Origin of the sequence: Pseudomonas linyingensis (genome assembly GCF_900109175.1) — a bacterium.
GTDB lineage: Bacteria > Pseudomonadota > Gammaproteobacteria > Pseudomonadales > Pseudomonadaceae > Geopseudomonas > Geopseudomonas linyingensis.
Map to the genome: position 1 here is coordinate 21,609 of NZ_FNZE01000021.1, position 13,656 is coordinate 35,264.

Consider the following 13,656-nt stretch of genomic DNA (forward strand, 5'->3'; position numbering starts at 1 on the left):
GGCGGTCGCGTTTTCGGCCCTCAGAAGGTGACGCGCAGGCCGACGGTGAAGTTGCGCCCCGGCAGCAGCACCTCGTCCTTGATCAATGAGCTGTGCTGGCGCGCCTCGGCGTCGAGCAGGTTGTCGGCCTTGAGGTACAGCTGGTAGTCGGCCTGGCTCAGGCTGCCGTGGTAGCTGAGGCCGGCGCCGAGCATGTTGTAGCCGGCGGTCTCGGTCTCGAAGGCCGCCAGCTCGTCCTGACGCTGCACCCGGTAGAACTCCAGCTGGCCGTCCAGCGCCGCCGTGAAGCGCTGCTCCAGACGCACGCCCAGGCGGTCGGCGGGGATGCGTGGCAGGTCACCACCGTCCTTCAGCTTGCCGCGCACCGAATCGCCGAACAGGCTAGCGGCAAAGCTGTCGGTGAACTGATGGCGCACCTCGCCCTCGGCGCCGGTGAGCACGGCGTCTTCCTGGCGGTACTCGACCTCGCGGTAGTTGCCACCCGGATCGCGGCCCAGATCGGCGGCATAGATGAAGTCGTCCACCTGGTTGCGGAACAGGCTGAAGGTGAAGGTGGTCGGCCCGGCGAACTTGCGCAGGGTGACTTCCGCGTTGTGCGAGGTTTCCTCCTCCAGCCCCGGATTGCCCAGTTCGATGGTGCGGCTGGCGGCGTGCGGACCGTAGGCATACAGCTCCTCGGCACTGGGCAGGCGCTGGGAGCGCGACAGCGACAGGCCCAGCGAGTACTCGGGCCGGAAGGTCCATACCGCGCCGGCGGACAGCGAGGTGCCGGCGTGGTCGGTATCCGGGGCGCCGGAGTCGGCCTCGATATCCTGCCACTCGTGGCGCGCGCCCAGCTCGTAGCGCCAGGCACCGGCCGTGTATTCCTCGAGCAGGAACAGCGCGTGGTTGTGGGTCAGGGTCTGTGGCATCGGGTTTTCTGCGGTCAGCCGGGCGAAGTCGCGGCGAGTGGTCTGCCCGCCGAGCACGCCATGCCAGCCCAGCAGCGGTCGGTGGGTCAGCTCCAGGCGCGCCTCGCTGGCCTGGTTGTCGAAGATCGCCGCGGCCACGCCCTCCTCGATCTCGCTGTGGCGGTAGTCGCTGTGGCCGACGCGCAGGCGCGCCAGCTCGAAGCCCGGCAGCGGGTCGGCGAGCTCGCCGCGCAGGTCCCAGCGGTCCTGCTTCATGCTGATGTAGGGCACCGCGCCGCCATGCTCGTCGTGGTGCTCCTCCTCGCTCTCGTGCTCCTCCTCGTCGTGCTCGTGCTCGCCGCAGTGCCAGTGGTTGCCATGGGGGTCGCAGTCGACGTGCTCGTGGGCCAGCAGGCCGTAGCGGTTTTCCTGGCGGCTGTAGGCCAACCCCAGGTAGCCGCGCTCGCCGATGAAGCTGCCGCCCAGGCTGTAGCTGTCGGTGTCGTTGTAGGAACCGACCTGCTTGCCTGAACGCGGCTCGCCCGCCGCGCCGGGGATCTCGTAATCGTCGGCCTGGCGCTTGACGCCCTCGACGCGCACCGCGAAGTGGCCGGAGCCGGCGGTGATGCCGAACAGCCCGGCGCCCTCGTTGGTCACGCTGTTGGCACGCAGCTCCAGCTCACCCTCGACGCCGTTTTCCGGCACGTCGGTGGGCACGCGCTTGTCGATCGCGTTGACCACCCCGCCGATGGCGCCGCCGCCGTACAGCAGGGTGGCCGGGCCCTTGAGCACCTCGATGCGCTCGGCCAGCAGCGGTTCGACGCTCACCGCGTGGTCCTGGCTGACGGTGGAGGCATCCAGCACGTCGACGCCGTCGCTGAGCACCTTGACCCGGCCGCCGTCCAGGCCGCGGATCACCGGGCGGCTGGCGCCGGCGCCGAAGCTCGCGGCGTGCACGCCGGGCAGGCCGTCGAGGGTCTCGCCGAGCGTCGCACCGCGACGCAGCACCAGCTGGTCGCCTTCCAGCACCGCCGCCGGAGTGGTCATCTCCTGCGTGCTGCTGGCCAGCGCGCTGGCGCTGACCACGCTGTAGCCGAGTTCCAGCGGCGGGGCTTCGGCGGCCAGGACGATGGTCGACGGCGGAGTCAGGGCGATGGCCAGGGCTAGCGGATGGCGAAGCGGTGTCATGCAATACCTCAAAGACAGGCGGGCGCAATCCGTGGCGACCGCGCAGGCGAACAGAATTCGCGCAGCCTCCAGCAGGTCCCTGGCCGCGCGGCGGGCAAGTTAAGATGTAATAACATAACAATCAAGCACTAATCGCGACCGCCTGCAGTCCCGCCAGGCCGGGACGTCGCTTGAAATGACCGCCGCCCCGCCCCATCTAGACTCAAATCACCCGACGGCGCAGGAGCCCCTTCATGAGCGAGCAGGACATTCCTCACGAGATCGTCGACGACGACAGCGCGGCCAACACCGGCGTGGTGCTGCAGGGCCAGGTGCTGCCGAACCAGCTGTACATCATGCCGGTGCACAACCGGCCGTTCTTTCCGGCCCAGGTGTTGCCCATCGTGGTCAACCCGGAGCACTGGGCGCAGACCCTCGCTCGCGTGGCCAAGACCGAGCACCACTGTGTGGCGCTGTTCTACCTGGAGAATCCGCCGGAGAGCGCCGAGGAGTTCGACCCGGAGAGTCTGCCCGAACATGGCACCGTGGTGCGTGTGCACCATGCCAGCAAGCAGGAGGACAGCCTGCAGTTCGTCGCCCAGGGCCTGGCCCGGGTGCGTATCCGCAGCTGGCTGAGCCGCACGCCGCCGTACCTGGTGGAGGTCGACTACCCGCGCACCCCGGCCGATCCCAGCGACGAGGTAAAGGCCTACGGCATGGCGCTGATCAACGCGATCAAGGAGCTGCTGCCGCTCAACCCGCTGTACAGCGAGGAGCTGAAGAACTACCTGAACCGCTTCAGCCCCAACGATCCCTCGCCCCTGACCGACTTCGCCGCGGCACTGACCACCGCGCCAGGCAGCGACCTGCAGGCGGTGCTGGACACCGTGCCGGTGCTCAAGCGCATGGAAAAAGTGCTGCCACTGCTGCGCCGCGAAGTGGAAGTGGCGCATCTACAGAACGAGATCAGCGCCGAGGTCAACAGCACCATCGGCAAGCGCCAGCGCGAGTTCTTCCTGCGCGAGCAGCTCAAGGTGATCCAGAAGGAACTGGGCATCACCAAGGACGACCGCAGCGCCGATGCCGAGGAGTTCAGCAAGCGTCTGGAAGGCAAGACGCTGCCGGCGGCGGCGCAGAAGCGCATCGACGAGGAGCTGCACAAGCTGTCGGTACTGGAGACCGGCTCGCCGGAGTACGCGGTGACCCGCAACTACCTGGACTGGGCCACCAGCGTGCCCTGGGGCGTGCTGGGCAAGGACCGGCTCGACCTCACGCGGGCGCGCAAGGTGCTCGACAAGCACCACGCCGGGATGGACGACATCAAGGAGCGCATCGTCGAGTTCCTCGCCGTCGGCGCCTTCAAGGGCGAGATCGCCGGTTCCATCGTGCTGCTGGTCGGCCCACCGGGAGTGGGCAAGACCAGCATCGGCAAGTCGATCGCCGAATCACTCGACCGACCGTTCTATCGTTTTTCCGTCGGCGGCATGCGCGACGAGGCGGAGATCAAGGGCCACCGCCGTACCTACATCGGCGCCCTGCCCGGCAAGCTGGTGCAGGCGCTCAAGGACGTCGAGGTGATGAACCCGGTGATCATGCTCGACGAGATCGACAAGATGGGCGCCAGCTACCAGGGCGACCCGGCCTCGGCGCTGCTGGAAACCCTCGATCCGGAGCAGAACGTCGAATTCCTCGACCACTACCTCGACCTGCGCCTGGACCTGTCCAAGGTGCTGTTCGTCTGCACCGCCAACACCCTCGACTCGATCCCCGGCCCGCTGCTCGACCGCATGGAGGTGATCCGCCTGTCCGGCTACATCGCCGAGGAAAAGCTGGCCATCGCCAAGCGCCACCTGTGGCCCAAGCAACTGGCCAAGGCGGGCGTGCCCAAGGCGCGTCTGTCGATCAGCGACAGCGCACTGAAGGCGGTGATCGAAGGCTACGCCCGCGAAGCCGGGGTGCGCCAACTGGAGAAGCAGCTGGGCAGGATCGTGCGCAAGGCGGTGGTCCGCCTGCTCGGCGATCCCGAGGCGAAAGTGAAGGTCGGACCGAAGGACCTCGAGGACTACCTGGGCATGCCGCCGTTTCGCAAGGAGCAGCGCCTGGAGGGCATCGGCATCGTCACCGGGCTGGCCTGGACCAGCATGGGCGGCGCCACCCTGCCGATCGAGGCGACGCGCATCCACACCCTCAACCGCGGCTTCAAGCTGACCGGCAAGCTCGGCGAGGTGATGAAGGAGTCGGCGGAGATCGCCTACAGCTACATCAGCTCGCACCTGAAGAAGTACAAGGGTGACCCGACCTTCTTCGACCAGGCCTTCGTCCACCTGCACGTGCCGGAAGGCGCCACCCCCAAGGACGGTCCCAGTGCCGGCATCAGCATGGCCAGCGCCCTGCTCTCGCTGGCCCGCAACCAGGCGCCGAAAAAGGACGTGGCGATGACCGGCGAGCTGACCCTCACCGGCCAGGTGCTGGCCATCGGCGGGGTGCGCGAGAAGGTCATCGCCGCGCGCCGGCAGAAGCTCAATGAGCTGATCATGCCGGAAGCCAACCGCGGCGACTTCGAGGAGCTGCCGGACTACCTCAAGGAGGGGCTGACGGTGCACTTCGCCAGCCACTACGCCGACGTGGCCAAGGTGCTGTTTCGCGCCCAGTGAGAGCCAGCGCGCGGCCGCGGAAGGCTGCCGCGTAGCGGCTCTGGTTGTGCCGGAAATGCCCACCGCTCGTCCCCACGACCGGCAGCGCGCCCCTAAATCGCCTATAGAAGTAGAGAAAGGCTTCGCTATGTGGGGGGTGCGATATGGACCTGTATGGACGACACGCGCTGCTCGGCCTGCTCGTTCTGCTCTCTGGTTGCGGCAGTCTTCTTCCCAGCGAACGCGCCGAAATCCTCTCGCCGTTTCGCGACTACCTGGATGCCGAAGGTCGCTACGCGCAGGCCGTTCCCGGCGCGACCACCCGGCCGGAGCTGTTTTCCCTCGGTTTCGACCCGGTGATCAACGGCAATGGCCGCACGCTGTCGTTCCTCGATGTGCGCATGATGTTCGTCCAGCCGAACATTCCCATCGACTACCTGCCGGACAGCCTGGTGACCTGCCTGGAGGCCAAGGAACGCTGCACCGGCTATGCCTTCGAGTTCAACCAGACCGACACCCAGCGGGTCGGCAGCTTCTGGGCCGACGTGCTCAACTTCCGCAAGAACCGCGAGGTGAAGGGCTGGGCATTCCGCGCGGTGTTCGTGCTGGTGGACGACAAGCTGGTGCACAAGGTCAGCAACGGCGAACCGCAGATCCGCCGCATGCAGGTCGAGCGCAATCCGCTGGGGCCGCTGCAGGGCGCCGGCGAGTACCTTTCCGACCAGCTGAAGTGAGAGAGCTGCGAGGCGGCCCGGCACTCGGCTAGAATGCCGGGTTTTTCCCATGCCGGAAGCGCGCCGTGAAGCAGATCCCCGACCGCATCTATGCCACCCCCCAGGAGCAGGTTGCCGACTTCGTGTTCAACGAAGCGGTGGTGCGGGTATTCCCCGACATGATCAAGCGCTCGGTGCCGGGCTACCCGACCATCGTCGAGAACATCGGGGTGATCGCCAGTCAGTTCGCCCAGCCGCACAGCGCGCTGTATGACCTCGGCTGCTCGCTGGGCGCGGTCAGCCAGGCGCTGCGCCGCCATGTGCAGACCGAGGACTGCCGGGTGGTCGCGGTGGACAACTCCAGCGCGATGGTCGAGCGCTGCCGCGAGTACCTGCACGCCCAGGACTCGATGTTCCAGGAACTGCTGCCGGTCGAGGTGCTCGAGGCCGACATCTGCCAGCTCGACTTCCAGCCGGCGTCGGTGGTGGCCTTGAACTTCACCCTGCAATTCATCCCGCGCGAACAGCGTCGTGATCTGCTGGCACGCATCCGCCAGACGCTGCTGCCGGGCGGCGCGTTGATCCTCTCGGAGAAGCTGCGCTTCGCGGACAGCGAAGAACAGCAATTGCTTACCGACCTGCACATCGCCTTCAAGCGTGCCAATGGCTACAGCGAACTGGAAATCGCCCAGAAGCGCAGCGCCATCGAGAACGTGATGAAGCCGGACAGCCTCGAGGAGCACCGCGAACGCCTGCTCGCCGCCGGCTTCTCGAAAGTCATCCCCTGGTTCCAATGCCTCAACTTCGCCTCGCTGATCGCCCTGCCATGACCGACCTCGCCATCCGCGCTAACCTCCCCGCCCTGCTCGACCGCCTGCGCGGCACACAGCTGGCCACCTGGGCAGCCACCCTGCCCGAGCTGCTCGCCGACAAGCTGGCTCGCGGCCATGGCGACCTGACCCGCTGGCAGGCCGCCGTCGATGCATTGCCGCCGCTGCGCGTCGAGCAGCGTGAACTGGCCGAATGCTTCGCGCTGGCCGGTCCCTGCAGCAGCGAGCAGCGCGCCGCCCTGGAACAGGCGCTCAAGGGCCTGATCCCCTGGCGCAAGGGGCCGTTCGAGCTGTTCGGCGTACACGTCGACACTGAGTGGCATTCGGACTGGAAGTGGGCGCGGGTCGCTCCGCATCTGGATCTTGCCGGCAAGCGGGTGCTGGATGTCGGCTGCGGTAACGGCTACTACCAGTGGCGCATGCTCGGCGCCGGTGCCGACTGCGTGATCGGCGTCGATCCCAACTGGCTGTTCTTCTGCCAGTTCCTCGCCATGCAGAACTATCTGCCGGAGCTGCCCGCCTGGCACCTGCCGCTGGCGCTGGAGGAACTGCCGGAAAAGCTGGAGGGTTTCGACACGGTATTCTCCATGGGCGTGCTCTATCACCGCCGCTCGCCAATCGACCACTTGCTGGCGCTCAAGGACTGCCTGATCAAGGGCGGCGAGCTGGTGCTGGAGACCCTGGTGGTGGACGGCGACGTGAACACCGTGCTGGTGCCCGAGGACCGCTACGCGCAGATGCGCAACGTCTGGTTCCTGCCCTCGGTGGCGGCGCTGGAGCTGTGGCTGCGCCGCGCCGGCTTCGTAGATGTGCGCTGCGTGGACGTCAGCGTCACCAGCATCGAGGAGCAGCGCTCCACCGAGTGGATGAAGTTCCAGTCGCTGCCGGAGTTCCTCGACCCGCAGGACCCAGGCCGCACCGTGGAAGGCCTGCCGGCGCCGATGCGCGCCGTACTGGTGGCGCGCAAGCCGTAGCCGTAACCGTAGCCGTAAGCGCGGAAGGTACCTGCGGAGGAGCGTGGCACGCTCTTGTGGGAGGCCCGCCCTCGGGACGAAGCTCTTGTCCCTGGCGGCCCCGCCGCAAGGGCGCGCCCCCCCCCCCTACAAGTCCGCAGTGGCCCTCCGAATCAGCGTGCCGCCGCCGCGACGATCAGCGCCTTCATCTCCGCCACCGCCTGCTTGAAACCGACGAACAGTGCATGGGCGACGATGGCGTGGCCGATGTTCAGCTCGTTGATGCCGCGGATGGCCGCCACCGCCTCGGCGTTGTGGTAGTGCAGACCGTGGCCGGCGTTGACGATCAGACCATGGCTCAGGCCGCACTCGACGCCGTCGCGGATGCGCGCCAGCTCGCAGGCCATTTCCGCCGGGGTGTGGGCGTCGGCATAGCGGCCGGTGTGCAGCTCGATGGCCGGCGCACCGATGCGTGCAGCCGCCTCGATCTGCCGCGGATCGGCGTCGATGAACAGCGACACCTCGCAGCCGATGGCAGCCAGCCGCTCCACGGCAGCGCGGATGCGCGCTTCCTGGCCGGCCACGTCGAGGCCGCCCTCGGTGGTCAGTTCCTGGCGGGTTTCCGGGACGAAGCAGGCGTGCGCCGGGCGGATCTCCTCGGCGAAGGCGAGCATCTCCTCGGTGACGCCCATCTCGAAGTTCATCCGCGTCTGCAGCACCTCGCGCAGCACGCGCACGTCGCGCTCCTGGATGTGCCGGCGATCCTCGCGCAGGTGCACGGTGATGCCGTCGGCGCCGGCCTCCTCGGCATCCAGCGCGGCCTTCACCGGGTCCGGGTAGCGGGTGCCGCGGGCCTGACGCAGGGTGGCGATATGGTCGATGTTGACACCCAGCAGGATGCGGTTGGCTTCAGTCACGATGGGACTCCTTGCGATTGATGAACAGCTCGCGGCTGACCAGGGGCCGGCCACCCAGGTGCGGCGCCAGCGCCTGACGCATCAGCCGCTTGGCGGCAGCCAGTGCCCCGGGCACCGTCCAGTCCGCCTCAGCCAGCGCCAGCAACTCGCGACCGTGAAACAGTCCGGGCTGCAGCTGGCAGACCGGCTCAAAGCCGAGATCGGGCAGCCAGCGGTACAGCCCCAGCGGGTCGACCGGCTGCCCATGGCAGTCGCGGTCGAGGGCAAAACCATAGCCCAGATCGCTCAGCAGACGCCATTCGAAGGCGCGCAGCAACGGCTCCAGCGCGCGGCCGGCAGCCAGCGCGGCCAGGGTCGCGGCATAGTGGTCGAACAGCTGGGGATGCGGGTCCTGCGCTGGCAGCAGGCGGATCAGCAGCTCGTTGAGGTAGAGACCGCTGAACAGGGCCAGGCCGCCGAGCAGAGGGGGGATGCCGGCACTCTCCAGGCGGGTGACGTTCTTCAGCTCGCTGCGCCCGCGCAGTTCCAGCTCCAGCGGCACGAACGGCCGCGCCAGGGTCCCGGCCTTGCCGCGCGCGCCGCGCAGGACGGCACACAACCGCCCTTCCCGAGTCAGGAAATCCACCAGAGCGCTGGTTTCCTTGTACGGGCGGGAATGCAGGACGAAGGCGGGATGGGGGGCTGCGATCATGTCAACCGTAGGGTGCGCCATGCGCAGCGGCGAAAGCCAGGAGGCGGCACAGGTGCGCAACGCGCACCCTGCCGCAGCGGTTGCAGTCGCCGGTCAGATGTCGCCGTAACCCAGCGAGCGCAGGGCACGCTCGTCGTCGGACCAGCCGCCCTTCACCTTGACCCACAGATTGAGCATGACCTTGCTGCCGAACAGCTCTTCCATGTCGCGGCGCGCTTCCTGGCCGATGCGCTTGATGCGCTCGCCCTTGTCGCCGATGATGATCTTCTTCTGGCCGTCGCGCTCGACCAGGATCAGCGCATGGATGTGCAACACGCGGCCTTGCTGCTGGAACTGCTCGATCTCCACCGCGACCTGGTAGGGCACCTCGGCACCCAGCTGGCGCATGACCTTCTCGCGCACCAGTTCGGCGGCCAAGAAGCGCGAGCTGCGGTCGGTCAGCTGGTCTTCCTCGAAGAAGTGATCGCCTTCGGGCAGGTGCTTGGCCACCTGGGCCTCGAGGGTATCGAGGTTCTGCCCGTGCTGCGCGGAGATCGGCACGATCTCGGCATTGGGCAGCTGTTCGGCCAGCCACTTCAGGTGCGGCAGCAGTTCGGCCTTGTCCTCGAGGCGGTCGATCTTGTTGACCACCACCAGCAGCGGGCCTTCGACGAACTTGACCCGGTCGAGGACCATCTGGTCCTCCTCGGTCCAGCGCGTGCGGTCGACGACGAAGATCACCACGTCGACGTCCTTCAGGGCCGCGCTGGCGCTGCGGTTCATGTAACGGTTGAGCGCCTTGTCGTTGTCCTTGTGCATCCCGGGGGTGTCGACGTAGATCGCCTGCACCGAACCCTCGGTCTTGATGCCGAGCAGGGTATGCCGGGTGGTTTGCGGCTTGCGTGAAGTGATCGCCAGCTTCTGGCCGAGAATATGGTTGAGCAGGGTCGACTTGCCGACGTTCGGCCGGCCGACGATAGCCACGTAGCCACAGCGGCTCGGCAGGGATTCAGTCATTGCCATTCTCCACGCCCAAGGCCACCAGTGCTGCAGCCGCCGCCACCTGTTCGGCGATACGACGGCTGGCACCCTGGCCACGGGTCTTTTCATTGTGCAGGGCAATTTCGCATTCGACGAAGAAGGTCCGGCAATGCGGCTCACCCTGGATATCCACCACATCGTAGCGCGGCAGTTCGCAGCCACGCGATTGCAGGAATTCCTGCAGGCGGGTTTTCGGATCCTTGTTGGTATCGACCAGGGTCAGCTCGTCGAAGTACGGCTCCAGCCAGGCCAGCACGCGATCGCGCGCCGCCTCCATGCCAGTATCTAGGTAGATGGCGCCGATCAGTGCTTCGGTGGCGTCGGCGAGGATCGATTCGCGACGGAAACCGCCGCTCTTCAGCTCGCCGGAGCCCAGACGCAGGTATTCGCCGAGGTCGAAGACCCGCGCCAGGCGGGCCAGGGTTTCGCCCTTCACCAGCCGTGCGCGCAGGCGCGACAGCTGACCTTCGCGGGCCTGCGGGAAGCGTTTGAACAGCGCCTCGCCGACCACGAAGTTGAGGATGGCATCGCCGAGGAACTCCAGCCGCTCGTTGTTACGACCGGCGAAGCTGCGGTGGGTCAGGGCCAGGATCATCAGATCCGGGTCCTGGAACTTGTAGCCGAGCTGACGCTCGAGACGTTGCAGAGGATTACTCACGGGGCACGGACACGATATTCACGGTCAAAATGGACAACCAGGTCGAGGTTTTCGATCAGCGGCTCGCGCTTCTCGTATTTGAGATGGACATAGAACTCGTTGTTTTCCATGCGCACGTCCATCACCTTGCGCATGTCGAGATCACGGATATTGTTGACCTGCATGCCGCGACTTACGTGTTCGAAGAATTCGCCGGGAGAGCGGATCTCGAGGGCCTTCTCGGTCTCGACCCCGGTGACGATCTTCTGCAGCGAGAAGAAGTCGAGGTAGTGCGGCAGGACCTTGAACGCCGTGCTGGCGAGAAACGCCACCACGATCAGCACCACCAGCCAGCTCAACATCGACAAGCCTTTCTGCGAACGCGCAAACTTCATGATCAACCTCGTATCCGTAAACTGTTCAGTGCATCAATGGATCAGCCCGACGCGCTCGAAGGTCGGCATATGGCTGAGCTTGGGCGCAGGCCAGCTCAGCCAAACGGCAAATGCCTTGCCGACGATGTTGCGGTCGGGAACCATGCCCTGCAGCTCGGGAGCGATGGCCGGATCATCCCAATAACGGCTGTCGTTGGAATTGTCGCGGTTGTCGCCCACCATGAAATAGTGCCCGGCGGGCACCTTCCACTCGCGGTCCGGTTCGATACGGTAGCGGCGCATTTCCTTGCGGATCAGGTGCTCCGCCTCGCCCAGCTGTTCGCTGAACAGGCGGGCACTGCCGAGGCTGCCCGGCTCGTCGCCGATCAGCTGCTCGGCCACCGGCTGGCCGTTGACGAACAGACGCTTGTCGCTGCTGTAGCGCACATGGTCGCCCGGCAGGCCGACGACGCGCTTGATGTAGTTCACGGTGGGCTCACTGGGAAAGCGGAACACCATCACATCGCCGCGTTGCGGTTCGCCGACCTCGATCACCTTGGTGTCCACCACCGGCAGACGGATGCCGTAGGAGAACTTGTTGACCAGGATGAAGTCGCCGACCTCGAGGGTCGGCTTCATCGAGCCGGAGGGGATCTGGAACGGCTCGACGAGGAACGAGCGCAGCACCAGCACCAGCGCCAGGACGGGGAAGAACGACTTGCCGTACTCCACCATCACCGGCTCGCGCGCCAGCTTCTGCAGCACCTGCGGATCGACCTGGCTCACGCTGCCCTGGTAGGCGGCGATGGCGCTGCGCCGCCGCGGGGCGAGGAACAGCAGGTCGATCAGCGCCAGCACGCCGCACACGGCAACGGCGATCACCAGCAACAACGGAAAGTTCAGAGTCATGGGTCTTAGCTATCCACCTTGAGCACAGCAAGGAAGGCTTCCTGCGGAATTTCCACACTGCCCACCTGCTTCATCCTTTTCTTGCCGGCCTTCTGCTTTTCCAGCAGCTTGCGCTTGCGGCTGACGTCGCCGCCGTAGCACTTGGCCAGCACGTTCTTCCTGAGTGCCTTGACCGTCGAGCGGGCCACCACCTGGCCGCCAATGGCCGCCTGGATCGCCACGTCGAACATCTGCCGCGGGATCAGTTCCTTCATCTTTTCCACCAGCTGACGCCCCTTGTAGGCAGCGTTGTCGCGGTGGACGATCAGCGCCAGAGCATCGACCCGCTCGCCGTTGATCAGCACGTCCAGGCGCACCAGGTTGGCGGCCTGGAAACGGTCGAAACCGTAGTCCAGCGAGGCATAGCCGCGGCTGGCCGACTTCAGGCGGTCGAAGAAGTCGAGCACCACCTCGTTCATCGGCAGATCATAACTGACCTGCACCTGGCTGCCGAGGAAGTGCATGTCGCGCTGCACGCCGCGCTTCTCGATGCACAGGGTGATCACGCTGCCCAGGTGGGTTTGCGGCACCAGGATGTTGGCGCGGCAGATCGGCTCGCGCATCTCTTCGATCGATGACAGGTCGGGCAGCTTCGACGGGTTGTCTACATACACGGTGTCGCCGTTTTTCAGCACCACCTCGAACACCACGGTCGGTGCGGTAGTGATCAGGTCCAGGTCGTACTCGCGCTCGAGGCGCTCCTGGATGATCTCCATGTGCAGCATGCCGAGGAAGCCGATACGGAAGCCGAAGCCCAGCGCATCCGAGCTTTCCGGCTCGTACTGCAGCGCGGCGTCGTTGAGGGTGAGCTTTTCCAGGGCGTCGCGGAAGTTCTCGAAGTCGTCCGAGCTGACCGGGAACAGGCCGGCGTAGACCTGCGGCTTGACCCGCTTGAAGCCGGGCAGCACGTCGACGTCCGGGGTATTGGACAAGGTCAGGGTATCGCCGACCGGCGCGCCCTGGATCTCCTTGATGCCGGCGATGATGAAGCCCACTTCGCCGGCCTTGAGGTCGGCGGTGGTGGTGTGCTTGGGCGTGTAGACGCCGACGCTGTCGACCTGGTGGACCTTGCCGGTCGACTTGACGAGGATCTTGTCGCCCTTCTTCACCCGGCCGTGACGCACGCGCACCAGCGAGACCACACCCAGATAGTTGTCGAACCAGGAGTCGATGATCAGCGCCTGCAGCGGCGCCTCGATCTCGCCGGTCGGCGGCGGAATGACCTCGACCAAGCGCTCGAGCACGTCGATCACGCCCATGCCGCTCTTGGCACTGCAGGCCACGGCGTCGGTGGCGTCGATGCCGATGATGTGCTCGATCTCTTCCTTGACCCGCTCCGGCTCGGCCTGGGGCAGGTCCATCTTGTTGAGCACCGGCATCACCTCGAGACCCTGCTCGATGGCGGTGTAGCAGTTTGCGACCGACTGCGCCTCGACGCCCTGGCCGGCGTCCACCACCAGCAGCGCGCCTTCGCAGGCGGCCAGCGAGCGGCTGACTTCATAGGTGAAGTCGACATGACCGGGGGTGTCGATGAAGTTGAGCTGGTAGGTTTTGCCGTCCTGCGCGTTGTAGTGCAGGGTCACGCTGTGCGCCTTGATGGTGATGCCGCGCTCGCGCTCGAGATCCATGGAGTCCAGCACCTGGGCCTCCATCTCGCGATCGGCCAGGCCGCCGCAGATCTGGATGAAACGGTCGGCCAGGGTCGACTTGCCATGGTCGATGTGGGCAATGATGGAGAAGTTGCGGATATGACTCAGATCACTCACGGGCTCAACACTCAAAAGGAGAGCGCGGGCTGGGCCCGCCGAAAATAGCCGTGAATTCTAGCCTATCGCCCGGGCGGACGTAACCCACGGCTTGACACCCGGCAGCGAATAAGTAAA

12 protein-coding genes are annotated in these 13,656 nt (G+C 66.1%); 4 read left to right on the forward strand and 8 right to left on the reverse strand.

The genetic code is table 11. The features are described 5' to 3' along the window. Positions 1-20 precede the first annotated feature (20 nt). On the reverse strand, positions 21-2,078 hold the full coding sequence (locus BMZ19_RS19700; RefSeq protein WP_090313287.1) for a TonB-dependent receptor: 2,058 nt from the start codon (positions 2,076-2,078) through the stop codon (positions 21-23). Between the two features lie 233 nt (positions 2,079-2,311). Between BMZ19_RS19700 and lon the strand changes: the two genes are divergently transcribed. From lon to cmoB, 4 genes are all read left to right on the forward strand, one after another. Next, entirely contained in the window at positions 2,312-4,711 is a 2,400-nt protein-coding gene (gene lon / locus BMZ19_RS19705) for an endopeptidase La (protein WP_090313288.1), read from the forward strand. Between the two features lie 143 nt (positions 4,712-4,854). Continuing rightward, positions 4,855-5,424: a hypothetical protein gene (locus tag BMZ19_RS19710; protein WP_090313289.1), complete on the forward strand. Its 570-nt coding sequence runs from the start codon at positions 4,855-4,857 to the stop codon at positions 5,422-5,424. Between the two features lie 65 nt (positions 5,425-5,489). Then, on the forward strand, positions 5,490-6,233 hold the full coding sequence (cmoA, locus tag BMZ19_RS19715) for a carboxy-S-adenosyl-L-methionine synthase CmoA (protein ID WP_090313290.1): 744 nt from the start codon (positions 5,490-5,492) through the stop codon (positions 6,231-6,233). Continuing rightward, positions 6,230-7,207: a tRNA 5-methoxyuridine(34)/uridine 5-oxyacetic acid(34) synthase CmoB gene (cmoB, locus tag BMZ19_RS19720; RefSeq protein WP_244517288.1), complete on the forward strand. Its 978-nt coding sequence runs from the start codon at positions 6,230-6,232 to the stop codon at positions 7,205-7,207. The genes cmoA and cmoB overlap by 4 nt, the downstream gene beginning before the upstream one ends. A gap of 152 nt (positions 7,208-7,359) precedes the next feature. Here cmoB and pdxJ read toward each other — a convergent pair whose 3' ends face one another. The 7 genes from pdxJ to lepA form a co-directional block, all read right to left on the reverse strand. Further along, the gene (pdxJ, locus tag BMZ19_RS19725; RefSeq protein ID WP_090313292.1) at positions 7,360-8,103 is read right to left on the reverse strand and encodes a pyridoxine 5'-phosphate synthase; all 744 of its coding nucleotides are present in this window, start codon (positions 8,101-8,103) and stop codon (positions 7,360-7,362) included. After that, positions 8,096-8,794, reverse strand: coding sequence for a DNA repair protein RecO (gene recO, locus BMZ19_RS19730; protein ID WP_090313293.1), 699 nt, complete (start codon positions 8,792-8,794; stop codon positions 8,096-8,098). The genes pdxJ and recO overlap by 8 nt, the downstream gene beginning before the upstream one ends. 93 nt (positions 8,795-8,887) lie before the next feature. Next, positions 8,888-9,790: a GTPase Era gene (gene era / locus BMZ19_RS19735; RefSeq protein WP_090313294.1), complete on the reverse strand. Its 903-nt coding sequence runs from the start codon at positions 9,788-9,790 to the stop codon at positions 8,888-8,890. Then, positions 9,783-10,472 (reverse strand): ribonuclease III, encoded by a 690-nt coding sequence (gene rnc / locus BMZ19_RS19740; RefSeq protein WP_090313295.1) that lies wholly within the window; start codon positions 10,470-10,472, stop codon positions 9,783-9,785. The genes era and rnc overlap by 8 nt, the downstream gene beginning before the upstream one ends. Beyond that, positions 10,469-10,846, reverse strand: a complete 378-nt coding sequence (locus tag BMZ19_RS19745) for a DUF4845 domain-containing protein (RefSeq protein ID WP_090313323.1) — start codon at positions 10,844-10,846, stop codon at positions 10,469-10,471. Before BMZ19_RS19745 ends, rnc begins: the two co-directional genes overlap by 4 nt. Before the next feature lie 33 nt (positions 10,847-10,879). Continuing rightward, on the reverse strand, positions 10,880-11,734 hold the full coding sequence (lepB, locus tag BMZ19_RS19750; RefSeq protein WP_090313296.1) for a signal peptidase I: 855 nt from the start codon (positions 11,732-11,734) through the stop codon (positions 10,880-10,882). Positions 11,735-11,739: 5 nt separating this feature from the next. After that, on the reverse strand, positions 11,740-13,539 hold the full coding sequence (gene lepA / locus BMZ19_RS19755) for a translation elongation factor 4 (RefSeq protein WP_090313297.1): 1,800 nt from the start codon (positions 13,537-13,539) through the stop codon (positions 11,740-11,742). Between the last annotated feature and the right edge of the window lie 117 nt (positions 13,540-13,656).